Source organism: Streptomyces calvus, from assembly GCF_006782915.1.
GTDB lineage: Bacteria > Actinomycetota > Actinomycetes > Streptomycetales > Streptomycetaceae > Streptomyces > Streptomyces calvus.
This window is the reverse complement of sequence record NZ_VCNP01000019.1, coordinates 40819-66178: the sequence shown is the minus strand read 5'-3', so window position 1 is coordinate 66178 and position 25360 is coordinate 40819. Positions and strand designations below refer to the sequence as shown.

Below are 25360 nucleotides of genomic sequence, written 5' to 3'. Positions count from 1 at the left end.
GGGGCCCCCCCCCGCGGGGGCCCGCCGCGTTCCCGGGGCCGACCCGATTTTTGAACATGTTCAAATCAGGCGTACGCTGCGGTCATGAGCGACAGATCCGCCCTGCTGAAGGGCGTTCGTGCCTGGCTGGTGTTCTTCGTCGTCTGCCTGGTGCTCAGCGGCGCCACGGCCTTCCCCCTCGTCCACGAACTGCGCTGGACCGAGGACCTGCTCCGCTCGCTGTCGGCGCCGGAGCACCTGCCCGGCCTCATGGAGTGGATCGAGCGCGTACGCCAGGGCCTGGAAACCGCCGACGCCGATTACCCGTTCCTCCTCTACGGCACCGACTGGCTCGCCTTCGCCCACCTCGTCATCGCCGTCGCCTTCCTCGGCCCCTACCGCGACCCCGTCCGCAACGTCTGGGTCGTGGAGTTCGGCATGATCGCCTGCGCCGGCATCGTCCCGCTCGCCCTGATCTGCGGCCCGATCCGCGGCATTCCCTTCTGGTGGAGCGTCATCGACATGGCGTTCGGCGTGTTCGGCGTGATCCCGCTGTACGTCGTGCGGCGGAAGATCAAGCGGCTGGAGGCGCTCACCCCGTACGCCGGGAGCCGTCCCGTTCCCGTGCCGCGGTGAGGCCCGGTCAGGCGCCGGGCCACCGGTCCCGGCCTCAACGGGCCGCTCCCGGCGGCCTGTTCCTGGACGGCCTGCCCGACCTGCCGCACTCCACGGTGTCCTCGGCCGCTTGAACGGCCGAGGACACCGGCGGAGTTCACCGCCGCGCGGCGCGGCCTCCCGGCCCGGCGTCGCGCAGCGCGCACAGCACGTCGACGCGGTTGGTGGTGATCGAGTCCACGCCCAGGGCCAGCAGGCGGCGCATGGAGCGGCGGGTGTCCGGCGTCCACACCGACAGCAGGTAGCCGTCGCGGTGGACGCGCTCGGCGAGGGCCCGGTCGACCAGGCCGAAGCGGTAGTTGAGCCAGCGGGGCCGGACCGCCTCCAGCAGGCCCGCGCGCGGCGGGGCCACGGTGGTGCGGGTCAGGGCGATCTCCGCGGACGGGTCCGCGGCGCGCACGGCGAGCATGGCGGGGGCGCCCGCGCAGTAGTACACCCGGTCCTCGGCGCCCCGCTCCCGTACGACGTCCACGACCCGGCGCGTGGCGCGCACGTCCGGAGCGCCGGGCAGGTCGATCATCACCCGGCTGCCGTCCGTCGCCGCCAGCGCGTCGGCGAGGGTCGGCACGCCGTCGCCGGTCACGCCGCGCACCTCCTCCCACGACAGGGACAGCAGCGGGCGGTCGTGCTCCCACAGGCGTTTCAGCGTGTCGTCGTGCAGCAGGACGGGCACGCCGTCCCGGGTGAGACGCACGTCGATCTCCACCGCGTCCGCGCCCCGGCTCAGCGCGGAACGCAGCGAGGCGAGCGTGTTCTCGCGGACGCGGTAGGGGTCGCCGCGGTGGGCCACGGCGGTCACGTTCTGCATGGCGGCCCTTCGCGGTGGTCAGGAGGCGAGCCAGGACGCGGTGTAGGTGTCGATCTCGGCGGACAGCCGTGCCTTGCCCGCCGGGTCCATGAACGACGCCTCGACCGCGTTCTTCGCCAGCTCCGCCAGGCCCCGCTCGTCGAGGTCGAGCAGCCGGGCGGCGATCGCGTACTCGTTGTTCAGGTCGGTGCCGAACATCGGCGGGTCGTCGGAGTTGATCGTGACCAGGACGCCGGCTTGCACGAATTCCTTGACGGGGTGCGCGTCCAGGTCGGTGACCGCGCGGGTGGCGATGTTGGAGGTGGGGCACACCTCCAGCGGGATCCGGCGCTCGGCCAGGTGCCGGAGCAGCTCGGGGTCCCGGGCGGCGCTGGTGCCGTGCCCGATGCGCTCGGCGCCCAGTTCGTGGAGCGCGTCCCACACCGTCTGCGGGCCCGTGGTCTCGCCGGCGTGCGGCACGGAGCGCAGACCGGCGGCGACGGCCCGGTCGAAGTACGGCTTGAACTGCGGCCGGGGCACGCCGATCTCGGGTCCGCCGAGCCCGAAGGAGATCAGGCCCTCCGGGCGCAGCCGGTCGTCGGTGGCGAGCCGCACGGTCTCCTCGGCGGCCTCCAAACCGGCCTCGCCGGGGATGTCGAAGCACCAGCGCAGCACGGTCCCGAACTCGCTCTCGGCCGCCTTGCGGGCGTCCTCGATGGCGTCCATGAAGGCACGCGCGTCGATCCCGCGCCGGGTGGAGGAGAACGGCGTGACGGTCAGTTCCGCGTACCGCACCTGCTGCCGGGCCAGCTCGCGCGCCACCTCGTAGGTCAGCAGCCGCACGTCCTCGGGGGTGCGGATGAGGTCGACGACCGACAGGTACACCTCGACGAAGTGCGCGAAGTCGGTGAACGTGAAGTAGTCGGCCAGGGCCTCGGGGTCGGCGGGCACCCTGCGGTCGGGGTGGCGGGCGGCCAGCTCGGAGACGATGCGCGGGGAGGCGGAGCCGACGTGGTGCACGTGCAGTTCGGCCTTGGGCAGTCCGGCGACGAAGGCCCGCAGGTCGCGGCCGGCGGCGGCGGTGTCGAGGTGGTCGGTCAAGGTCCCTCCCCGGGAACGGCGTCCGCGGCGGGTGTCCGGCGGGACGCGGGTGATCGGCTGATCGGTGGTTCGGGGATCATCGTAGGCCGGGCGCGCGCGGCACGCGGCGGCGCCGTAGCATGACGGAACGTCCGACGGAGGGGGCCCAGCGCATGTCCGACGACGCGCAGACGCCGGGAGCGCGGGAACACACGACAGGCGGTACGCCGCCGGTTCAGCCGCCCGCCGGCCAGGTGTGGCCGGCACCGGCCGACGGCGGTGCCGGGGACACGGTGCCGCAGGACGGTGCGCTGGTGGACATCGGTGACGCCCCTGCACCGGCCCCGCCGGAAGCGGCCCTGCGCGACACGTCGCCCGGCACTCCCGACCCCTGGGCGGCTCCGGGTGAGCGCGCTCCGTCCGGCGGCCCGGGAAGCGACGGCCGGGACGCCGCGGGGACGGCGGGCGGCCGGAGCGACACGATCCCGTCCGGCGCCTCCCTGCCGTGGTCCGCGCCCACCTCACCGTCCGTGCACGACCAGCAGACGGTGACGTCGTTCCCCGCGATGGGCGAGTCCGCGCCCGCCACGCACCCCACCCCGTCCTGGGCGGGTCCGGCCACCCCGTCCTCCGCCCACGGTGCCGCCGCCAACCCGTTCGCGCCCCCGGCCGTCGGCGAGCCCGTGCCGCCGCCGCCCATCGGCCCCGACGGACCCGGCCGGGTCCCCTACGGCTACCCGGGCGGGTACGCCACCGCGCCGGGGCCGGCGGGGTACGCCGGCTGGTCGGGCGCGGCACCGCTGCCGAGCAACGGAATGGGCGTCAGCGGCATGGTGCTCGGCATCATCTCGGCCGCCGTCTTCTGCCTGTGGCCGGTGGCCATCCTGCTCGGCGTCCTGGCCATGATCTTCGGCGGGATCGGCCGCGCCAAGGCCAACCGGGGCGAGGCGACCAACGCCGGCCAGGCGCTGGCCGGCATCATCTGCGGAGCGGTCGGCAGTGCGCTGGGCGTGGCCCTGGGAGTGCTGGTCCTCGTCACCTAGCCGAAGCGCAGGCCGGCCCGGCAGCAAGCAGGTCCGGCAGCAAGCAGGTCCGGCCGGAAGCCGCCCGGCAGTGCACGTCGGCCGGGCAGCGCAGACCGATCCGGCTGTGGAAGCCGGTCCTGCCGTGCTCCTCAGCCGTCCGTCCGCAGCAGCCGGCGTGCCTCCATCAGCGCGAAGCCCAGCAGGTTGGGCCCCCGCCACCGCTCCGGGTCCGCCGCCCGCTCGTCGTCCGCCGCGAGGCCGATGCCCCACACCCGGTCCACCGGGCTCGCCTCGACCAGCACCCGCTCGCCCGTGTTCACCAGGAAGTCCCGCAGATCCGTGTGCGCCGAGAACTTGTGCACGCTGCCGTGCACGACGATGCCGAACCGCTCCCGGCGCCAGGTCTCCTCGTCGAAGCCCCGCACCAGCCGCCCCGCCTTCTTCGCCTGCGCGGGATGCTCGGCGGCCAGCGCCTGCCGCTCCGCCTCCGCGTCCCCGAACAGCCGGGCCTTGGCCGCCATCATCCAGTGCTCGGCGGTCGCGTACTCCACGCCGTCCACCGTGAACGGCGACGGCCACCACTGGCTGAGACAGCTCGCGCCGATCCGGCCGTCGGGCAACGGCCGGTGCCCCCAGAAGTGCAGGTACTTCACCCTCGCCCCGGCCCGCACCGCCTCGATCAGCGCGGCCCTGGAACCGACCGCTCCCGACGTCCCGCTCACCGCCACCCCCGTGATCACCGTCCTGCACGCGAGTCTGCCACCGACCACTGACATCCCGTCCTGCCTTTTCCGTGGCCACTCGACACCTGGTCGACAGATTCCGTCGCGTAACCAAAAGGCAACAACGGAATCCCTTGTTGGAGTGCCGTCGCTCTGTCAGGATCGGCACTCAATTCGAGCTGGAGCCACGCCGCCCCTCGGGGAGACGGAGGAGAGCGACATGCACAACCCGGGCAACACCACACCGGAGCGGTTCCCGGCCCGGGACCGGTTCGCGGACGGGGCGCAGTTCATCGCGGGACGTCCGGCGCAGGGCACCTCGGGCCGTACGCACACGGTGGTCGACCCGGCCACCGGCGAGGGCGTCCTCACCTACGAACTCGCCGGCGCCGACGACGTGGACGCGGCCGTCGCCGCCGCGCGGGAGGCGTTCCCCGACTGGGCCGGCGCCACGCCCGGCGAGCGTTCCGACGCGCTGCACCGGTTCGCCGCCGTCGTCGCGGAGCGCGCGGAGGACTTCGCCCGCGCCGAGTCGCTGCAGTGCGGCAAACCCCTCAAGCTGAGCCGCGAGTTCGACGTGCCCGGCACGATCGACAACATCGCCTTCTTCGCCGGCGCCGCCCGTCACCTCCAGGGCCAGTCGGCCGGTGAGTACTCCGGCGACCACACCTCCTACGTACGCCGCGAGCCGATCGGCGTGGTCGGCTCCGTCGCCCCCTGGAACTACCCGCTCCAGATGGCCGCGTGGAAGATCCTCCCGGCGGTCGCCGCGGGCAACACCGTCGTCCTCAAGCCCGCCGAACTCACCCCGCTGACCTCGCTGCTCTTCGCGCAGGCCGCCACCGACGCCGGCCTCCCGGACGGCGTGGTCAACATCGTCACCGGCACCGGCAGGGAGGCCGGCGAACACCTCGTCGGCCATCCCGACGTGGCGATGACCTCCTTCACCGGCTCCACCGCCGTCGGCAAACGCGTCGCCGAGATCGCCACCGCCTCCGTCAAGCGCCTCCACCTGGAACTCGGCGGCAAGGCGCCCTTCGTCGTGTTCGACGACGCCGACCTCGACGCCGCCGTCAACGGCGCGGTCGCGGGCGCCCTCATCAACACCGGACAGGACTGCACGGCCGCCACCCGCGCCTACGTGCAGCGCCCGCTGTACGAGGCGTTCGTCGAGCGCACCGCCGCCCTGATGGAGACCGTCCGGCTCGGCGACCCCTTCGCGCCCGGCACCGACCTCGGACCGCTGGTCTCGCACGCCCACCGCGACCGGGTGGCCGCCTTCGTGGACCGGGCGCGGGCCTACGCAAGCGTGGTGACCGGCGGCGAGGCACCCCACGGAGAGCTGACGAACGGCGCGTACTACCGGCCCACGCTCATCGCCGGCGCGCCGCAGGACAGCGAGGTCGTACAGGCCGAGATCTTCGGGCCGGTGCTGGTCGTCCTGCCCTTCGACACCGACGACGAGGGCATCGCGCTGGCCAACGACACCCCGTACGGGCTCGCCGCCTCCGCGTGGAGCCGGGACGTGTACCGCACGGGCCGCGCCACCCGGGACATCAGGGCCGGATGCGTGTGGATCAACGACCACATCCCGATCATCAGCGAGATGCCGCACGGCGGCTACCGGGCGTCCGGCTTCGGCAAGGACATGTCCGCGTACTCGTTCGAGGAGTACACGCAGATCAAGCACGTCATGTACGACAACACCGCGGTGGCCCGCAAGGACTGGCACCGCACCGTCTTCGGGGACCGATAGCAGCCAGGCCGCCCGACCCGCGGCCACCCTCCCGAAAGGGCATCACGCGTATGGAGCAGTACGAGCCCGACCGCCTCTCCGCGGCCCGGCTGGCCGCGGTGCGGCGCAGTTTCCGCAACGGCAGGGCGGCGCTGACCCGCCGTTCCCTGCTGCGCGCCTCCGCGGCCGGCGTGCTCGCGGCGGGCGGCGCCGGGGCGCTCGCCGGCTGCGGCATCCCCGCGGCCGGCACCACCCGGGGCGGCGTCCCGGCACAGGACCACTCGCAGGAGGAGAAGACCGTCAACTTCTCCAACTGGACCGAGTACATGGACGTCGACGAGAGCGGCCGCAGGCACCCCACCCTGGAGGCGTTCACGCGGCGCACCGGCATCAGGGTCAAGTACACCGAGGACATCAACGACAACACCGAGTTCTTCGGCAAGATCAAGCCGCAGCTCGCCGCCGGGCAGGACACCGGCCGCGACATCGTCGTCCTCACCGACTGGCTGGCCGCCCGGCTGATCCGCCTCGGCTGGGTGCAGAAACTCGACCCGTCCAACCTGCCGAACGCGTTCACCAACCTGTCCGCCCAGTTCCGCAACCCCGACTGGGACCCGGGCCGCGCCTACTCCTATCCCTGGCAGGGCATCTCCACGGTCATCGCCTACAACAAGAAGGCCCTCGACGGCGTCGAGGTGAAGACCCTCTCCGACCTGCTGGACAACGCCGAACTCAAGGGCCGCGTCGGCCTGCTCACCGAGATGCGCGACACCGTCGGCATGACGCTGCTCGACATGGACAAGGACCCGGCGAAGTTCACCGCCGACGACTACGACGCGGCGATCGCCCGGCTGCAGAAGGCCGTCGACAAGGGGCAGATCCGCCGCTTCACCGGCAACGACTACACCGCCGACCTCACCAAGGGCGACTTCGCCGCCTGTCTCGCCTGGGCCGGTGACGTCGTCCAGCTCAAGGCGGACAACCCGGACATCGAGTTCCTGATCCCGGACAGCGGCTACATGACGTCCACCGACGCCCTGCTGATCCCCAACAAGGCCCGGCACAAGACGAACGCCGAGCGGCTGATCGACTACTACTTCGAGCCGCGGCCGGCCGCCGAACTGGCCGCCTACATCAACTTCGTCTGCCCGGTCGACGGTGTGAAGGACGAGCTCGCGAAGATCGACGAGGACGCGGCGAACAACCCGCTGATCCTCCCCGACCAGGCCATGCAGGCCAAGTCCCGTGCCTTCCGCTCGCTGAGTTCCGAGGAAGAGACGGCATTCGAAGAGAAGTTCGCGAAGCTCACGGGGGCGTGACGAGATGACGACGACCAACGACACCACCGCGTCCGCCAACGGCGGCGACGTCCGCCTCACCGGCATCGGCAAGACCTACGGCTCCTTCACCGCCGTGCACCCCCTCGACCTGACCGTGCCGCAGGGCTCGTTCTTCGCCCTGCTCGGCGCGTCCGGCTGCGGCAAGACCACCACCCTGCGCATGATCGCCGGCCTGGAGGAGCCCACCTCCGGCACCGTGCACCTCGGCGACCAGGACGTCACCGCGCTGCCGCCGTACAAGCGGCCGGTCAACACCGTCTTCCAGTCCTACGCCCTCTTCCCGCACCTCGACATCTTCGAGAACGTCGCCTTCGGTCTGCGCCGGCGCGGCATCAAGAGCGTGAAGAAGCAGGTCGAGGAGATGCTGGAACTGGTCCAGCTCGGAGAGCAGGCCCGCAAGAAGCCGCACCAGCTCTCCGGCGGCCAGCAGCAGCGCGTCGCGGTGGCCCGCGCGCTGATCAACCATCCCAAGGTGCTGCTCCTGGACGAGCCGCTCGGCGCCCTGGACCTGAAGCTGCGGCGCCAGATGCAGCTGGAGCTCAAGCGCATCCAGACCGAGGTCGGCATCACCTTCGTGCACGTCACGCACGACCAGGAGGAGGCCATGACCATGGCCGACACGGTCGCCGTGATGAACGCCGGCCGGGTCGAGCAACTCGGCTCGCCCGCCGACCTGTACGAGAACCCGCGCACCACCTTCGTCGCCAACTTCCTCGGCACCTCCAACTTCATCGAGGCGGAGGTCGACACCGGGTCCGGGGACGACGTCGTCCTCAAGGCGGGCGGCGGCAGGCTCGTCCTGCCCGGGGCCCGCAACCGCGCCACCGCCACGGCCGGCGCCAGGATCCTGGTCGGCGTGCGCCCGGAGAAGATCTCCCTCACCCACGCCGACGACGCCGACGGCATACCCGAGGGCCGCAACCGCATCACCGGCCGGATCACCGGCGCCGGCTTCATCGGCGTCTCCACGCAGTTTGTCGTCGACAGCCCCGTCTGCTCCGACTTCGAGGTGTACGTGCAGAACATCGACCGCGACCCCCGGCTGGTGCCCGGCGCGGAGGTCGTCCTGCACTGGAACCCGGCGCACACCTTCGGACTGGACGCGAACCAGTCCCTGCTTGCCGGGACGGTGGGCTCCGCGGGCGTCGCGACGGTCGAGGAAGAGGTCGCCCGATGACGACGGTCACCGAGGCGCCACCCCTGGCGCCCGCCCCGCCCGAGCCGGAACCGCCGCGCAGGCGCGGCCGCTGGACGCCGTACCTGCTCCTGCTGCCCGGCCTGCTGTGGCTGCTGGTCTTCTTCGCGCTGCCGGTGGTCTACCAGGCGTCCACGTCCGTGCAGACGGGCTCCCTGGAGGAGGGCTACCAGGTCACCTGGCACGTCGCGACGTACTGGGAGGCGCTGTCCGAGTACTGGCCGCAGTTCGTGCGCTCGGTGCTCTACGCGGCCTCCGCGACCGTGCTGTGCCTGCTGCTCGGCTACCCGCTGGCCTATCTGATCGCCTTCCGCGCGGGACGCTGGCGGAACCTGATCATGATCCTGGTGATCGCGCCGTTCTTCACCAGTTTCCTCATCCGCACCCTCGCCTGGAAGACGATCCTCGCCGACGGCGGGCCGGTGGTCGGCGCCCTGGACGCGCTGCACGTCCTGGACGTCACCGCCTGGCTCGGCTGGACCGCCGGCGACCGGGTGCTCGCCACGCCGCTCGCGGTGGTCTGCGGTCTGACGTACAACTTCCTGCCGTTCATGATCCTGCCGCTCTACACCTCGCTGGAGCGCATCGACCCGCGGCTGCACGAGGCGGCGAACGACCTGTACGCCAGGCCGTCGACCACCTTCCGCAAGGTCACCTTCCCGCTGTCGATGCCGGGCGTGGTCTCCGGAACGCTGCTCACCTTCATCCCGGCCACCGGCGACTACGTCAACGCGGACCTGCTCGGCTCCACCGACACCCGCATGGTCGGCAACGTCATCCAGTCGCAGTTCCTGCGGGTCCTCGACTATCCGACGGCGGCGGCGCTCTCGTTCATCCTGATGGCCGCGATCCTCATCATGGTCACGCTCTACATCCGCAAGTCGGGCACGGAGGATCTGGTTTAAATGACCTTCGTCAATTGGCTCAAGCGCCGTCTCGTCGTGGTCGCGGGACTGTTCACGCTCGCGTACCTGCTGCTGCCGAACGTGATCGTCACCGTGTTCTCCTTCAACGACCCGAAGGGGCGCTTCAACTACGAGTGGCAGGAGTTCTCCACCGAGGCGTGGCGGGACCCCTGCGGCGTGTCCGGGCTGTGCGGCTCGCTGACGCTCAGCCTGCAGATCGCGCTGTGGGCGACGCTCGGCGCCACCCTGCTCGGCACGTTGATCGCCTTCGCGCTGGTCCGCTACCGCTTCCGTGCGCGCGGCGCCGTGAACTCGCTGATCTTCCTGCCGATGGCGATGCCGGAGGTGGTCATGGCCGCCTCGCTGCTCACCCTGTTCCTCAACATGGGTGCTCGGCTGGGCTTCTGGACGATCCTCATCGCCCACATCATGTTCTGCCTCAGCTTCGTGGTGGTCGCGGTGAAGGCGCGCGTGATGTCGATGGACCCGCGGCTGGAGCAGGCCGCGCAGGACCTGTACGCCGGTCCGGTCCAGACGTTCCTGCGGGTCACCCTGCCGATCGCGGCCCCCGGCATCGCGGCGGGCGCGCTGCTCGCCTTCGCGCTGTCCTTCGACGACTTCATCATCACCAATTTCAACGCCGGCTCGACCGTCACCTTCCCGATGTTCGTCTGGGGCTCCGCCCAGCGCGGAACTCCCGTGCAGATCAATGTCATCGGTACGGCCATGTTCGTCGTCGCCGTCGCTCTGGTGCTGGTCTCCATGGCCGTCGGCAACCGCCGCAACCGGCGAAAGGCATAGGGAAGAACACCCGCCGCCGGAGAACACGCACACCCGAAGAGAAACAGCACACCGCCCGGAGAAAACACACACCGCTGTCCCCTGTAGGGAGTTGAAATCATGGCCCCGAGCGCCATGAGTCGCTGGACGCGTTCCCTTTCCGAGGCCCGGCCGCTCTGCTACTGGCTGGACGACCCCGGCAGGCCCGGCCCCGAACCCGCCCTCACCGGCACCGAGACGTGCGACCTGCTGGTCGTCGGCGGCGGCTACAGCGGACTGTGGACCGCGCTGATCGCCAAGGAGCGCGACCCGTCCCGGGACGTGGTGCTGGTGGAGGGCCGCGAGGTGGGCTGGGCCGCCTCGGGCCGCAACGGCGGGTTCTGCGCCGCCTCCCTCACCCACGGCCTGCCCAACGGACTCACCCGCTGGCCGGACGAGATCCACACCCTGGAGCGGCTGGGCGCCCGCAACCTCGACGCCATCGAGGAGACGGTCGCCCGGTACTCCATCGACTGCGACTTCGAACGCACCGGTGAGATCGACGTCGCCACCGAGCCCCACCAGGAGAGCGAACTGCGCGACTGGCACCGGCGGATCGAGCGCGCGGGCCTGGCCGGGGGCATCGAGTACCTGGACACCGAGGCCGTACGGGCGCAGGTGGACTCCCCGACGTTCCGGGCGGGCCTGTACGACCGCCGGGGCGTGGCGATGCTGCATCCGGCCCGGCTGGCGTGGGGGCTGAAGCGGGCCTGCCGCGAACTCGGCGTCCGCGTCCACGAGCACACCCCGGCCCTCACCCTGAAGCAGTACGGCGCCGGCATGGACGTGCGCACGCCCTACGGGCGGATCCGCGCCCGCCAGGTGGCCCTCGGCACCAACGTCTTCCCCAGCCTGGTCCGACGGGTCCGCCCGTACACCGTCCCGGTGTACGACTACGCCCTGATGACCGAGCCGCTCACCCCCGGCCGACTGGCGTCCGTCGGCTGGGCCAACCGCCAGGGCCTCGGCGACAGCGCCAACCAGTTCCACTACTTCCGGCTCTCCGCCGACAACCGCATCCTGTGGGGCGGCTACGACGCGGTCTATCCGTACGGCGGCCGGGTGCGGGCCGAGTACGACGACCGGCCGGAGACGTACGCCAAGCTCGCCGGGCACTTCTTCACCTGCTTCCCGCAGCTGGAGGGCGTGCGCTTCACCCACGCCTGGGGCGGCGCGATCGACACCTGCTCCCGCTTCTCGGCGTTCTTCGGCACGGCCCACGCGGGCCGGGTGGCGTACGCCGCCGGTTACACGGGCCTCGGCGTCGGCGCCACCCGCTTCGGCGCCGAGGTGATGCTGGACCTGCTGGCGGGGGAGCGGACCGAGCGCACGGAGCTGGAGATGGTGCGCAGGAAGCCGCTGCCGTTCCCGCCGGAGCCGTTCGCCTGGACCGGCATCGCCCTCACCAAGTGGTCGCTGGCCAGGGCGGACGCGCACGGCGGGCGGCGCAACCTGTGGCTGCGGACGATGGACAGGCTGGGCCTGGGCTTCGACAGCTGAGCCGCGCGAGGGCTTGACAACCGAATTGGTCTGGACCAAATTGAGCGCGCTCCACCCTCCAACTCCCCCATGCCCGGAGGCCCTTGTGGACCGCTCCAGACCTCTCACCCGTCGGCCCCTCGTCGCGCTGCTCACCGCCGCCGCCCTGGCCGCGACCTCGATGACGGCGCTGTCGTCGGCCGCCCGCGCGGCCGACGCGGACCTCGCCAGGAACGGCGGCTTCGAAAGCGGCCTCGACGGCTGGACCTGCACCGCCGGCACGACCGTGAACGCGCCCGTCCACAGCGGGACGTCGGCACTGAAGGCCACTCCGTCCGGAGCCGACAACGCCCGCTGCTCGCAGACCGTCACCGTGGAACCGGACGCGCAGTACACGCTGGCCGGGCACGTCCGCGGCAGCTACGTCCACCTGGGCGCGAGCGGCACCGGCACCACCGACGTCTCCACCTGGACGCAGTCCGCGCCCGACTGGCAGCAGCTCACCACCACCTTCCGCACCGGACCGGCCACCACCCGCGTCACCATCCACCTCCACGACTGGTACGGCACCGGCGCCTACCACGCCGACGACATCACCCTCACCGGCCCCGGCGGCGGTACGGAGCAGCCGCCCGCCCCGCCCACCGGCCTCAGGACCGGCACCGTCACCTCCACGAGCGTGGCCCTGTCCTGGTCACCGGTCACGGGCGCCACCGGCTACGCCGTCTACCGCGACGGCACCAGGATCCGGACGGTGAGCGGCACGTCGGCCACCGTCACCGGACTGTCGCCCGCGACGGCGTACGCCTTCCAGGTCGCCGCCGTGAACGACGCGGGCGAGTCGGCCCGCTCGGCCACCGTGACCGCGACGACCACCGCCCCCGACTCCGGCGGCGACTCCGGCCTGCCGCCCCACGCCCTGGTCGGCTACCTCCACGCGAGCTTCGCCAACGGCTCCGGCTACACGCGCCTGGCCGACGTCCCGGACAGCTGGGACGTCATCGACCTGGCCTTCGGCGAGCCCACCTCGGTCACCTCCGGTGACATCCGCTTCGACCGCTGCCCGGCGTCCGAATGCCCGGGCGTGGAGAGCGACGCCGAGTTCAAGGCGGCGATCAAGGACAAGCAGGCGGCAGGGAAGAAGGTGCTGATCTCCATCGGCGGCGCCAACGGCCAGGTCCAGCTGACCACCACGGCGGCCCGGGACACCTTCGTCTCCTCCGTCTCGAAGATCATCGACGAGTACGGACTCGACGGCCTGGACATCGACTTCGAGGGCCACTCGCTCTCCCTCAACGCCGACGACACCGACTTCCGGAACCCGAGGACTCCGGTGATCGTCAACCTGATCTCCGCGCTGAAGACCCTCAAGGCCCGCTACGGCGACGACTTCGTGCTGACCATGGCCCCGGAGACCTTCTTCGTCCAGCTCGGCCACCAGTACTACGGCACCGGCAAGTGGGGCGGCCAGGACCCGAGGGCGGGCGCGTACCTCCCGGTCATCCACGCCCTGCGCGACGACCTGACGCTGCTGCACGTCCAGGACTACAACTCCGGCCCGATCCTGGGCCTGGACAACCAGTACCACTCGATGGGCGGCGCCGACTTCCACATCGCCATGACGGACATGCTGCTCACCGGCTTCCCGGTCGCGGGCGACGCGAACAACGTCTTCCCGCCGCTGCGCGCCGACCAGGTCGCCATCGGCATGCCGGCCACGACCAACGCCGGCAACGGGTACGTGTCCCCGGCCGAGGTCACCAAGACCCTCGACTGCCTGACGAAGCGCACCAACTGCGGTTCGTACACGCCCCACGGGACCTGGCCCGGGCTGCGCGGGCTGATGACCTGGTCGATCAACTGGGACCGGTTCGGCGGCTGGGAGTTCCAGCGGACCTTCGACGGCTACTTCGGCTGACCAGCAGCCACAGGCCGGTCAGCAGCACCGCGCCGAGGCACCAACTGGCCGCCACGTCCAGCGGCCAGTGGTAGCCCCGCCGCACCAGCCCGTAGGAGGCGCCCAGGACCAGGCCGCCACAGAGCACGACCAGTCCGCGGCGTACGGCCGGCGACCGCAGCAGCGGAAGGAGCAGCAGCGTCGCCGCGCCGTACGCCACCACGGCGGTGGCGGTGTGGCCGGAGGGGTAGTAGCCGTCCGCCGGGGGCACGGCCGGCGTGCCGGGACGGTCGGTCCACTCCTTCAAAGGGGCGACCAGCGCCGGCACCAGCGCCATCGCCGCGGCCCCGGCGAGCGGCGGCAGCCACCAGCGGTCACGATCCCGCGCACGTCCGTGCCACGCGACGTACGCCAGCGCCGCCACCAGGACCGGCACCGCCACCTGGATGTTGCCGAGGTCGGCGAGCAGTTCGGAGGCCCGGTCCGGATGGACGAGGTCCCGGCTCAGCCGCTCGTCGAGGTCCACCAGCGGTCCGTCGACGACGACCTGCCAGGTGATCAGCGCGAAGAGGAGGACGGGCGGTCCGAGCAGCAGCATGCCGCCCAGCTTGGCAGGTCGGCGACCACCCCGCCGCGCCGCGGAGGAACCGCAGCGGTGACACGCCGAAGGGCCAGTGCAAGGGGGGGTGTGCACTGGCCCTTCGGTGAACGGCTTGCCGTGGAGGTGCCTGGGCGGCCGTCCTGACCGGAACGTCGCGCGCCCCGGGGGGTTTGGGGCGGGCGACCGTCCGATCGTGAGGAGACCCGAAGCCTGCAGGCCCCGGTTTGTGTGCGCGAGGGCACGACCAGGTCGAAGCTGGGGAGGCCCCGGCCTGAACCACCCGCAGTCACCTGCGGGCGGGGTGTATCTCTCATCCGGGTAGAAAGTTACGGCAGGGTCCGGTCCCGCGACAGGGCCAACGGAGTCCTGACATCCACCTCGCACACCTTCTTCACACGCTCTGCCGCTCGCCGGGACCGGACGGCCCCGGCGAGCGGCTCACCTGCATCGATGCGGGCTCAGATGCGCGCGAACGCCTGCTCGATGATGTCCAGGCCCTCGTTCAGCAGGTCCTCGCCGATCACCAGCGGCGGCAGGAAACGCAGCACGTTGCCGTAGGTGCCACAGGTCAGCACCAGCAGGCCCTCGGCGTGGCAGGCCTTGGCGAGCGCGGCGGTCGCCTCCGGGTTCGGCTCCTTGGTGGCGCGGTCCTTGACCAGCTCGATGGCGATCATGGCGCCGCGGCCGCGGACGTCGCCGATGACGTCGAACTTCTCGGCCATGGCGGCCAGGCGGGACTTCATGACCGCCTCGATGTTCTTCGCCCGGGCGTTGAGGTCCAGCTCCTTCATCGTCTCGATCGCGCCGAGCGCACCGGCACAGGCCACCGGGTTGCCGCCGTAGGTGCCGCCGAGGCCGCCCGCGTGCGCGGCGTCCATGATCTCCGCGCGGCCGGTGACGGCGGCCAGCGGCAGACCGCCCGCGATGCCCTTGGCGGTGGTGATCAGGTCCGGGACGATGCCCTCGTCCTCGCAGGCGAACCACTGGCCGGTGCGGCAGAAGCCCGACTGGATCTCGTCGGCGACGAAGACGATGCCGTTGTCCGAGGCGAACTTGCTGATCGCGGGCAGGAAGCCCTTGGCCGGCTCGATGAAGCCGCCCTCGCCGAGCACCGGCTCGATGATGATCGCGGCCACGTTGTCGGCGCCGACCTGCTTGGAGATCTGGTCGATGGCCTGCGCGGCGGCCTCAGGACCGGCGTTCTCCGGGCCGGTGGGCCAGCGGTAGCCGTAGGCGACCGGCACGCGGTACACCTCGGGCGCGAACGGTCCGAAGCCGTGCTTGTACGGCATGTTCTTCGCGGTCAGCGCCATCGTCAGGTTGGTCCGGCCGTGGTAGCCGTGGTCGAAGACGACGACCGCCTGCCGCTTGGTGTACGCGCGGGCGATCTTGACGGCGTTCTCGACGGCCTCGGCGCCGCTGTTGAACAGCGCGGACTTCTTCGCGTGGTCGCCCGGGGTCAGCTCGGCCAGCGCCTCGGCGACGGCGACGTAACCCTCGTAGGGCGTGACCATGAAGCAGGTGTGGGTGAAGTCGGCGAGCTGGGCGGAGGCGCGGCGGACGACGGCCTCGGCCGAGGCGCCGACGGAGGTCACGGCGATGCCCGAGCCGAAGTCGATCAGCCGGTTGCCGTCGACGTCCTCGATGATGCCGCCGCCCGCGCGGGTGGTGAACACCGGCAGTACGGAGCCCACGCCCTGCGCGACCACGGCGGTGCGGCGGGCCTGCAGCTCCTGCGACTTGGGGCCGGGAATGGCGGTGACGACGCGGCGCTCCTGCGGAAGTGCGGTCATGCGGGGCTCCTGGGGGTGTTCCGGACACGTGCGTTCTTTTCTCGCAGGCTAGGGCGGCGAGCGGAGGCTGGGCATGCTCCATGTGGGCGTTGTCCGGAGGGCCGGGTTGTCCGCGGTGGACATAGCGCGGGCGCGGCCTCGACGCGGGGGCGGAATGGCCGCGGTGGCCGGACCCGGCCGCGCAATCGGTGAACTCGCCCTGCCGGGGCGTTAGATTGACTCGCTGATGGCAGACGCAGCGGCTGGTCAGGGGGCAGGGGCGATGGACAGCGACGGGACCCGGGAGACGCAGGGCACGCAGGCGGACCCCGTGCCGCGCCCGGCGGGGCCACCGGACGTGCCGGCGGCGCCGCCGCGGCCGGCCCGCTCACCGGGCGCACCACCGATGCCGGAGCGGCCCCCCGGCTCCGCGTCCGCCGTCGCCGCCTGGCTGGACCGGGCCCGCCCGTCCGCACGACCGGGAATCTGGCGGTACGGCCACCGGCCGGCGAAACCCGACGCGGAACGAATCGCTCCGGTGACGGTCGCCGGCATGCTGGTCCCGCTCGCCCTGGCGGCGCTGGTGTGGTCGCTGTGGCAGCGCGGCGTCACCTCGTACCAGCTCGTGCCGCTGCGGACGTTCACACCGGACGACTGGTGGTGGGGCGGCACGGTGGCCTCGCCGAAGGTGTTCGAGGACCGGGCGGTGCCGGCCCCGGGTGCCGAGGCCCTGGTGGTCTACGAAGGCGTCTGCTTCCTCGCGCTGGTGGCCGCGGTGGCCGTGCTCGGCAGCTGGCGCGCCGTCGTCCGCCACTACGTGAGCCACAGGCCGCAGCCGGCCCGCGCCCTGATCGCCGCCGGCCTCGCCCTCCTCGTGCTCAGCCTCGTCTTCCCGGAAGCCTTCCCCGGGGTCGGCTGGTCCCCGGCGCCCGTCGTCGACCCGCTGCTGTCCCTGACCGCGCTGATCGCCGACAGCTACGAGCCGATGACCTCGCAGCTCTTCACCAACACGCTGTACACGGTCATCACGCTGCTCGTGCTGTGGCCGTTCGCCCGCCTCGGTGGCTGGCTGCCGTACGCCCGGCACCTGCTCGCCCGACGGACGGCCGCCGCGTCCGCCGCCGCGCCCGACCGCCCCCGCTCCCAGTGGCCCGAGCTGCGCGACGCCGGCCAGCAGGAGGCCGCCGACCTGCTCACCGCCGAGGTCACCGGCGGCCGCATGAACGACGTCGACTGCGCCCGGGTCGAGCACGCCTTCACCGCCGCCCGCAGCGGCGGCAGCCTGGACGCCTTCCGCGACACCGTGCTGCGCCGCGGCGGCGCCGCCTGGACGCACCCGTCCGGCGTCCGGGACCTGTCGCACCGCACCGCCCGCCACGACCTGCTCACCGGCCAGGTGCGCATCGGCCGCTGGGTGGCCGCCGAGCGCACCCCGCAGCCGTACCAGGAGGCCGGGGCGGCCCTCGGCCTCGACGTGCTCGGCACCTCGCTGCTCGCCGTCGGCCCCTCCGGATCCGGCAAGACCCGCACCCTCGTCCGGCCGGTGACCGAGGCCCTCGCGCTGCAGGCGCTCACCGGCCGCTGCGCCGTCGTCGCCGTCTGCTCCGCCGGAACGCCGCTCGGCCCGGACGACACCTTCGACGTGAACGTGCGGATCGGCGATCCGTCCTCGGTGCACGACCTGGACCCGTACGCCGAGTCCACCGACCCGGACGAGGCGGCCGCGATCCTCGCCGAGGCGCTCGTGGGCGACCTCGACACGGTCGGCGCGCAGGGCGCCGCCACCGCGCTGGCGCAGCTGCTCGGCCCCTTCCGTGCGGTGCACGGCCGCTTCCCGGCCCTGCCGGAGCTGCGCGAGCTGCTGGAGGGCGAGGAGAGCGCCCTGGTCCCGCTGCGGGAGGCGCTCGCCGCGAGCGGGAACGACGTCATGCGGCGCGAACTCGACGCCCGCCTGCGGCAGACCGGCACCCCGGGCGACGCCGGCCGTGCCCTGGCCGACCGGCTGGCCCTGCTGAACCGGCCGGTGTTCGCGGACTTCTTCGGCGGAGGCGGCCCGAGCCGGCCGTTCTCCCTGCGCGCGGTCGCCCAGCACCCCCTGCGGGTGCGCATCGAGCTGCCCGAGCACGGGCACGAGGAGGCCGGCCGGATGATCACCCGGCTGGTGCTCGCGCAGTTCCACGCCGTCGTCCGCGAAGGCCGGCGCACGCACTTCGCCTGCCTGGTCCTGGACGACGCGACGGGCGCGGTCACCGCCGAGTCGGTGCGCCGCATCCAGCGGCTGCGCTCGCAGAACGCGGGCGTGCTGCTCGCCCTGCGCACCATCGGCGACGTCCCCGAGACGCTGCACGGCCCGCTCTATGGGGCCGTGGGCTGCCGCATGGCCTTCAGCGGCGTCACCACCTGGGACGGCAGCCGGTTCGCGCAGACCTGGGGCACCGAATGGGTGGACACCACGGAGGTCGCCAAGCACACCGTCTTCGCCGACCAGCCGATGACCAGGGCCTTTCACGCCCTGCGGAAGCTGGTGACGGGCAGGGCGGTGACGACGGACGCGGTCACCGTGCGGCAGGTCGAACGGGAGCGGTGGTCCGCCTCCGAGCTGGCGCACGCGGTGCCGCCGGGGCACGCGGTGCTGTCGCTGACGACCGTCGAGGGCGAGCACGCGCCGCCGCTGCTGGTGGACCTGCGGGGCTGAGCCCGAGCCGGCCGGCCGGGCACCGGGGGACCGTACAGTGAGGCAGAATCGACACAGGCCGTTCATACGCTCCGGCCAAAGGATCACAGCCTCCTCACGCACCTCCCGCAGACCCGGAGGGTCCAGGCCCCTATGCCCCCGACGCTCGCCTCGCTCGTCCACCACTCCGCGCTCAAGCTGACCGTGCGCGCGGGCGAGGACCACCTCGACGTGCCCGTCCGCTGGGCGCACGCCAGCGAGCTCGCCGACCCCGTGCCCTACATGGAGGGCGGCGAGCTGCTGCTGATCACCGCGCTCAAGCTGGACGCGGAGGACCGGGAGGCGATGCGCCGCTACGTGAAGCGGCTGGCGGGCGCGGGAGTCGTCGGGCTCGGCTTCGCCGTGGGCGTCCACTACGACGACATCCCCGACGCGCTCGTCGACGCGGCGCGCGAGGAAGGGCTGCCGCTGCTGGAGGTGCCGCGCCGCACCCCGTTCCTGGCGATCAGCAAGGCCGTGTCCGCGGCCATCGCCGCCGACCAGTACCGGGCGGTGACCGCGGGCTTCGCCGCGCAGCGGGAACTCACCAAGCAGGCGCTGACCGAAGGGCCCGACGGGCTGCTCGGCGCGCTCGCCTCGCAGGTCGACGGGTGGGCCGCGCTGTACGACGCCTCGGGCGCCGTCGTCGCCGCCGCGCCGGAGTGGGCGGGCCGGCGCGCCGCGCGGATCGTCCCGGACGTGCAGCGGCTGCGCGAGCGGCCCGCGCCCGCCTCCTCGGTCGTGGCCGGGCCCGAGGACGAGGACCGGGTCGAGCTGCACTCCCTGGGCACCGGCCGCCGGCCCCGCGCGGCGCTCGCCGTCGGCACGGCCGCGGCCCTCGGCACCGCCGAGCGCTACGCCGTGCACTCCGCCGTCGCCCTGCTCACCCTGACCACCGAACGCTCCCGCTCCCTGCACGCCGCCGAGCAGCGCATCGGCGCGGCCGTGCTGCGCATGCTGCTCGCCGGGGAGCCGGACCACGCCCGCGCGGTCGCCGGAGACCTCTACGGGGAACTCCTCGACGCTCCTTTCCGCGTCGTCGTCGCCGAGACCACGGCGGCCTCCGCCGGCCGGGACCGCGCCGAGCGCAACGGCGACGCGCTGGGCGCCCTCGCCGAGGCCGTGGAATCCGCCGCCGCCCGCTCCGGCGAAGCGGTGCTGGTGGTGCCGGAGGGCGACCGGCTGGTCGTACTGGCCGCCGACTCCGGAGCCGCCGTGGCCGCCTGCTGCGACCACGCCGCCGCCCGGGAGGCGGCGGGCCGCAGGAACGACGAGGACGAACTCGTCGCCGGACTGTCCGCGCCGGCCGGGCCGATCGCCGCGTCCGCCGCCTACAAGCAGGCCGAACAGGCGCTCTCGGTGGCCTGGCGGCGCGGCAGGGTGCTGGTGGAGCACGAGCGGATGGCCGCCGGTTCCGTCCTGCCGCTGCTCGCCGACGACGCGGTCCGGGCGTTCGCCGACGGGCTGCTGCGTGCCCTGCACGACCACGACGCGACCGGGCGCGGCGACCTGGTCGCGTCCCTGCGCGCCTGGCTCTCCCGGCACGGCCAGTGGGACGCCGCCGCGGCCGACCTGGGCGTCCACCGCCACACCCTGCGCTACCGCATGCGCCGGGTCGAGGAGATCCTCGGCCGCTCCCTGGACGACCCGGACGTCCGCATGGAACTGTGGCTGGCCCTCAAGGCGACGTCGTCCGAGTGACGCCGTCGGCCCGTCCGGCGTGCGACGGCGAGGCCGTACAGGCCGAAGCGGGAGGGCCGGGGGGCCTGGGGGACCGGGAGGATGCTCCGGCCGCCCGGCGGTCGCGGACGAGGCCCGTATCGCACCGAAGCGGGGCAGGAGGCCGGGGGGCGCGAGGAGGCTTCGGCCCGCCCGCGCTCCCACCCCGCCAATCCGTCGAACCCCGCACCCCCGCCACTACAACTCGGCCAAACTCCACCCCGCGGCCCCCGCCCTACCGTGGACCCAGCACCCCACACGTACACATCCCAACGCGGAAGGGCCGGGACTCCACATGACTTCCACCCACGCCTTCTGGCTCGCCGGCCGCCAGGCCACCGGCGAGACGGCCTTCGACGTCACCTCGCCCTGGGACGGCCGCACCGTCGGCACCGTGAGCGTCCCGACCGACGCCCAGATCGAAGAGGCCGTCTCCGCCGCCCACGCCGTCCGCGAGGACTTCGCCGCCACCCCCGCCCACGTCCGCGCCGCCGCCCTGGACCACGTCAGCCGGCAGCTCGCCGAGCGCACGGAGGAGATCGCCCGCCTGATCTCCGCCGAGAACGGCAAGCCGATGAAGTGGGCCCGCGGCGAGGTCGGCCGTGCCGTCTCCGTGTTCCGCTTCGCGTCCGAGGAGGCCCGCCGCTTCAACGGCGGCGAGGCCCAGCGGCTCGACACCGACGCGGGCGGCCAGGGCCGGCTCGCCGTGACCCGCCGCTTCCCCAAGGGCGTCGTGCTCGGCATCGCGCCGTTCAACTTCCCGCTGAACCTGTGCGCCCACAAGATCGCCCCGGCGATCGCCGCCGGTGTCCCGATCATCCTGAAGCCGGCGCCCGCCACCCCGCTCTCCGGGCTGCTCCTCGGTGAGCTGCTCGCCGGGACGGACCTGCCCGCCGGCTCCTGGAGCATCCTCCCGGTCCCCAACGACCGCATGCCCGCCCTCGTCCAGGACGAGCGGCTGCCGGTGATCTCCTTCACCGGCTCGGAGCAGGTCGGCTACGCGATCATGGACTCGGTGCCGCGCAAGCACTGCACCCTGGAACTCGGCGGCAACGGCGCGGCCGTCGTCCTCGCCGACTGGGCGAGCGAGGAGGACCTGGACCGGGCCGCGCAGCGCATCGCGACCTTCTCCAACTACCAGGGCGGCCAGTCCTGCATCTCCGTGCAGCGCGTGATCGCCGACGCCTCCGTGTACGACCGGCTGCTGCCGCGCATCGTCGCCGCCGTCGAGGCGCAGGTCACCGGCGACCCGGCCGACGACGCGACCGACGTCGGCCCGCTGGTGAGCGAGGCCGCCGCGCAGCGCGTCGAGGCGTGGGTGCAGGAGGCCGTCGACGCCGGCGCCACCCTCCTCACCGGCGGCAAGCGCGACGGCGCCTCCTACGCGCCGACCGTGCTCACCGACGTGCCGGCCGGGGTGACGATCTCCTGCGAGGAGGTCTTCGGGCCGGTGCTCACCGTGCAGAAGGTGGACGGCGAGGCCGAGGCCTTCGCCGCCGTCAACGACTCCAAGTACGGCCTCCAGGCAGGCGTCTTCACGCACGACCTGCAGACCGCCTTCCGGGCCCACCGCGCCCTGGAGGTCGGCGGCGTGGTCATCGGAGACGTGCCCTCCTACCGGGCCGACCAGATGCCGTACGGCGGTGCCAAGCAGTCCGGTGTGGGCCGCGAGGGCGTCCGGTTCGCGATGGACGACTACACCTACGAGCGTGTGATGGTCCTCACCGGCCTCGCCCTCTAGCTGATGAGAACCGTTTTCATCTAGGCTCGAAGGGGCCCGGCACCGATGCCTTCCGGTGCCGGGCCCCTTGCCGTGCCGGCCGCGTCCGGACCCTCAACCGGAGAAGCCGACCCGCGCGACCCGCAGCGGGCCGCGCAGCCGCAGGCGCACGTCGTGCACGCCGTCCACGGCGGCGGTGACGGGCGCGGTGAGCGTCACGTAGTCGTACGGGCCCGCGGTGGGCGTCCGCGGCGACAGCGAGGCGAGTGCCGGGCCGCCGTCCAGGGACAGCTCCACCGACCCCTCGCCGGACACCTCCACGCTCACCTCCCGCACGCCGTCGCCGAAGTCGCAGCGGCGGAAGAGCAGTTCGCCGTCCCCGCCGGACACCGCGGTGACCGCGTCGCCGGACGTCCTGTCCCGGTCGACGATCCCGGTGCCGCTCTGCTCGTCGTAGTCGGCGGTGTCCAGGCCGCGTTCCCGCAGCGGACGGGCCGCGGCCGGCTCGCCGTCCAGCGTCACGGTGGCCCGCAGCCGCACGTCCTCGCTGGAGGCGCCGGCCAGCAGTTCGTACGGGCCCGGCTCCACCCGCCACCGGCCGAGCGCCACGTCCCAGAACGCGAACGCGGACAGCGGCAGTTCGAACGACAGCTCCGCCGTCCGTCCGGGCGCCAGCGGCACCCGCCGGTGCGCCACCAGCTCGCGGCGCGGCCGCGGGACCGACGGGTCGACGGCCCGGACGTAGAGCTGCGGCACCTCGTCCGCCGTGACCTCACCGGTGTTGGTGACGGTGAACCGGACCAGCACCGCCGCGCCGGACACCCGGGCGGTCAGGTCGCCGTAGGCGAAGGACGCGTAGGACCTGCCGTGCCCGAACGGGTACAGCGGTGTGCCCTCGAAGTACAGGTACGTCTGACGGCTGCCGATCACGTCGTAGTCCAGCAGGTCGGGCAGGTCGGCGTCGTCGGCGTACCAGGTCTGCGGCAGCCGGCCGGCGGGTGAGACGTCGCCCGCGAGCACCCGGGCCAGCGCGGTGCCCGCGGCCTGGCCGCCGTGCGCCGTCCACAGCACGGCCGGCAGGTCCGCCGGGTCGACCGCGTACGGGTAGGCGGAGACCAGCGCCAGCACCGTGCCGGGGTTGGCGGCGCGGGCGGCGCGCAGCAGCAGTTCCTGCTGGGCGGGCAGCCGCAGCGTGGTGCGGTCCTCGGTCTCGCGCCCGTTGATGTGCGGGTCGTTGCCCGCCACGACCACGACGACGTCGGCCCGGGCGGCGGCCCGCGCCACCGCCTCCTCCCCGCGCTCGACGACGACCAGCTCGAAGACCTCGGGGTCCTCCTCGGCAACCTTCACCCCGTCGGCGGCGACCTGCACATGGCGTCCCGTTCCCACGTGCCGGAGGAGGTGGCCGTCCCCGTGCGGTTCCAGCCGGAACGTCTCCTGCACGATCCAGCCGCCCGGCTGGTCGGCGGAGGCGCGGACACGGCCGTCCTCGGCGACCGACAGGTAGCGGCCGTCGGGTGCGCGCAGCGTGAGCAGGCCCTCGCCCCAGTCGGCCAGGGCCAGTTCGGTGCCCTCCGCCCCGGTGGTGAGCGGCGGCAGGTCGGTGCGGCCCGCCAGCAGCGCCGGGTCGAGGGCGGCCTCGGCGCCGCGCGCCGGCTCGGCCGCCGCGGGCGCGGGCGGCACGCGCAGGAACGTACCGGCGGACGTCTTCAGCAGCACGCGGTCCACGCCCTCGGCGAACTCCACGCGCTCGGCGCCGAACCGCTCGCGGATGCCCTCCAGCGGGGTGGTGCGGTGGATGAGGGTGCCGCTGTACCAGTCGAGCTTGCACTCGTCGGCGAGCAGCCCGACCACCGCGATCCGGGTGTCCGGGGCCAGCGGCAGCAGGCCGTCGTTCTCGAGCAGGACGATCGCCTGCTCGGCCGCCTCCCGCGCGAGCGCCCGGTGCTCCGGGGTGTCGAAGGCCCGCTCACCGGCGTGCGGGTCGGCGTCCGGGTCGAACTCCCCGAGCCGGAAGCGCACCGAGAGCTGGCGGCGGACGGCCGTGTCGATGTCGGCCTCGGTCAGCAGGCCCCGCGCCAGGGCGCCCGCGAGCCGTGTGGTGGTCTTCGAGCTGTCGGTGCCGTGGTCGGTGAAGCTGTCGACGCCGGCCCGCAGGGCCGCCGCGACGGCCTCCTCGTGCGTGTCGAAGTAGTGCTCGGAGTCGACCAGGTTGGACGGCGCGCCCGCGTCCGAGCAGACCAGCAGGTCCTCTTCGGTCCAGGTCCGCAACTGCTCGGCCAGATACGGCGAGACGTGGTTCGGGCGGCCGTTGACCAGGTTGTACGCCGGCATCACCCCGGCCGTCGCGCCCGCCTCGACGGTGGCGTGGAAGGCGCGCAGGTCGTACTCGTGCAGCACGCGCGGGCGGACCGAGCTGGAGGTGGTGTCGCGGTCCGTCTCGTTGTTGTGCGCCAGCCAGTGCTTGAGGACGGGCGCGGTGCGCCAGTACACCGGATGGTCGCCGCGCAGCCCGCGCGTGTAGGCGGTGGCGATCGCGGAGGTGAGCCGCGGGTCCTCCGAGTAGCCCTCCTCGTTGCGGCCCCACAGTGGGTGGCGCAGCAGGTTCACCGTCGGCGACCAGACGTTGAGGCCGACGCGCTCGTCCCGGGCGCGCATCGCGCGGGCCTCCCGGGACACCGCCTCGCCGACCCGGCGCACCAGTTCCTCGTTCCAGGTCGCGCCCAGGCCGACGGCCTGCGGGAACACCGTCGCCGGGCCCATCCAGGCGACACCGTGCAGCGCCTCCTGGCCGGTGCGGAAGGCGGCCACGCCGAGCCGCTCGACGGCCGGCGCGAACTGGTGCAGAAATCCGATCTTCTCGTCGAGGGTGAGCCGCGACAGAAGGTCGTCGACGCGCTTCGCGAACGGCAGGTCCGGGTCGCGGAAAGGCGGCGGTGGCGGCGGGTGTGCGGTCACGTGGGGATCCCCTCGGGATGGAGCGGCGACGCGCTTTCGAAGCGCTTCGATGCTCGGCTGGAGCGGGGTCGGGTGTCAAGGGACGTGTGGGCATCGGATCGGACGTCTCCGCTGCCGGGGCCGGGTGCCGGTGGGGCGGGGAAAGCGCGCATACATCCGAGGAATCTTGGGTGCGACCCTTGTGTGCCCCTGGGCGTTCACTTAACCTCGCAGCAACTTCGAAGCGCTTCGACTGCGAG

18 protein-coding genes are annotated in these 25360 nt (G+C 72.9%); 12 read left to right on the top strand and 6 right to left on the bottom strand.

Annotated features, from left to right (window positions below):
* Positions 1–84: 84 nt before the first annotated feature.
* A complete protein-coding gene (locus FGW31_RS09070; protein ID WP_142192870.1) occupies positions 85–615 on the top strand; it encodes a hypothetical protein in 531 nt (176 codons plus the stop codon).
* 136 nt (positions 616–751) lie between these two features.
* Here the strand turns inward: FGW31_RS09070 and FGW31_RS09065 are convergent, their stop codons facing one another.
* Both FGW31_RS09065 and FGW31_RS09060 read right to left on the bottom strand, forming a co-directional pair.
* Complete coding sequence (locus FGW31_RS09065) at positions 752–1462, bottom strand: glycerophosphodiester phosphodiesterase (RefSeq protein WP_142192869.1); 711 nt, start codon at positions 1460–1462, stop codon at positions 752–754.
* Between the two features lie 18 nt (positions 1463–1480).
* The gene (locus FGW31_RS09060; protein ID WP_142192872.1) at positions 1481–2596 is read right to left on the bottom strand and encodes an adenosine deaminase; all 1116 of its coding nucleotides are present in this window, start codon (positions 2594–2596) and stop codon (positions 1481–1483) included.
* 98 nt (positions 2597–2694) lie between these two features.
* On the opposite strand from FGW31_RS09060, the gene FGW31_RS34960 reads away from it, so the two are divergent.
* Entirely contained in the window at positions 2695–3564 is an 870-nt protein-coding gene (locus tag FGW31_RS34960) for a DUF4190 domain-containing protein (RefSeq protein ID WP_182674876.1), read from the top strand.
* Positions 3565–3695: 131 nt separating this feature from the next.
* Here the strand turns inward: FGW31_RS34960 and FGW31_RS09050 are convergent, their stop codons facing one another.
* Positions 3696–4322 carry an NADAR family protein gene (locus tag FGW31_RS09050; RefSeq protein ID WP_142192868.1) on the bottom strand — a complete coding sequence of 209 codons (627 nt, stop codon included), beginning with the start codon at positions 4320–4322 and terminating at the stop codon, positions 3696–3698.
* Positions 4323–4488: 166 nt separating this feature from the next.
* Between FGW31_RS09050 and FGW31_RS09045 the strand changes: the two genes are divergently transcribed.
* The 7 genes from FGW31_RS09045 to FGW31_RS09015 all read left to right on the top strand — a co-directional run bounded on the left by FGW31_RS09045 (position 4489) and on the right by FGW31_RS09015 (position 13659).
* Entirely contained in the window at positions 4489–6024 is a 1536-nt protein-coding gene (locus tag FGW31_RS09045; RefSeq protein ID WP_142192867.1) for a gamma-aminobutyraldehyde dehydrogenase, read from the top strand.
* Between the two features lie 50 nt (positions 6025–6074).
* Entirely contained in the window at positions 6075–7322 is a 1248-nt protein-coding gene (locus FGW31_RS09040; protein WP_142192866.1) for a polyamine ABC transporter substrate-binding protein, read from the top strand.
* 4 nt (positions 7323–7326) lie between these two features.
* The gene (locus FGW31_RS09035) at positions 7327–8520 is read left to right on the top strand and encodes an ABC transporter ATP-binding protein (protein WP_142192865.1); all 1194 of its coding nucleotides are present in this window, start codon (positions 7327–7329) and stop codon (positions 8518–8520) included.
* Complete coding sequence (locus FGW31_RS09030; RefSeq protein WP_142192864.1) at positions 8517–9443, top strand: ABC transporter permease; 927 nt, start codon at positions 8517–8519, stop codon at positions 9441–9443. Before FGW31_RS09035 ends, FGW31_RS09030 begins: the two co-directional genes overlap by 4 nt.
* Positions 9444–10244 (top strand): ABC transporter permease, encoded by an 801-nt coding sequence (locus tag FGW31_RS09025; RefSeq protein ID WP_142192863.1) that lies wholly within the window; start codon positions 9444–9446, stop codon positions 10242–10244.
* A 99-nt stretch (positions 10245–10343) separates the two neighbouring features.
* Positions 10344–11762, top strand: a complete 1419-nt coding sequence (locus tag FGW31_RS09020; RefSeq protein WP_142192862.1) for an NAD(P)/FAD-dependent oxidoreductase — start codon at positions 10344–10346, stop codon at positions 11760–11762.
* A gap of 85 nt (positions 11763–11847) precedes the next feature.
* A complete protein-coding gene (locus tag FGW31_RS09015; RefSeq protein ID WP_142192861.1) occupies positions 11848–13659 on the top strand; it encodes a chitinase in 1812 nt (603 codons plus the stop codon).
* Here FGW31_RS09015 and FGW31_RS09010 read toward each other — a convergent pair.
* Together FGW31_RS09010 and gabT are read right to left on the bottom strand one after the other, a co-directional pair.
* Positions 13598–14236 (bottom strand): phosphatase PAP2 family protein, encoded by a 639-nt coding sequence (locus FGW31_RS09010; protein ID WP_142192860.1) that lies wholly within the window; start codon positions 14234–14236, stop codon positions 13598–13600. The genes FGW31_RS09015 and FGW31_RS09010 overlap by 62 nt on opposite strands.
* Before the next feature lie 461 nt (positions 14237–14697).
* Complete coding sequence (gabT, locus tag FGW31_RS09005) at positions 14698–16032, bottom strand: 4-aminobutyrate--2-oxoglutarate transaminase (protein ID WP_142192859.1); 1335 nt, start codon at positions 16030–16032, stop codon at positions 14698–14700.
* 262 nt (positions 16033–16294) lie between these two features.
* On the opposite strand from gabT, the gene FGW31_RS09000 reads away from it, so the two are divergent.
* From FGW31_RS09000 to FGW31_RS08985, 3 genes are all read left to right on the top strand, one after another.
* Positions 16295–18706, top strand: a complete 2412-nt coding sequence (locus tag FGW31_RS09000) for an ATP/GTP-binding protein (RefSeq protein WP_142192858.1) — start codon at positions 16295–16297, stop codon at positions 18704–18706.
* Positions 18707–18838: 132 nt separating this feature from the next.
* The gene (locus tag FGW31_RS08995) at positions 18839–20425 is read left to right on the top strand and encodes a PucR family transcriptional regulator (protein WP_142192857.1); all 1587 of its coding nucleotides are present in this window, start codon (positions 18839–18841) and stop codon (positions 20423–20425) included.
* Between the two features lie 313 nt (positions 20426–20738).
* Complete coding sequence (locus tag FGW31_RS08985) at positions 20739–22184, top strand: aldehyde dehydrogenase family protein (RefSeq protein ID WP_142192855.1); 1446 nt, start codon at positions 20739–20741, stop codon at positions 22182–22184.
* Between the two features lie 93 nt (positions 22185–22277).
* On the opposite strand, the gene FGW31_RS08980 is transcribed toward FGW31_RS08985, so the two are convergent.
* On the bottom strand, positions 22278–25121 hold the full coding sequence (locus tag FGW31_RS08980) for a glycoside hydrolase family 3 C-terminal domain-containing protein (protein ID WP_142192854.1): 2844 nt from the start codon (positions 25119–25121) through the stop codon (positions 22278–22280).
* Positions 25122–25360: the final 239 nt, after the last annotated feature.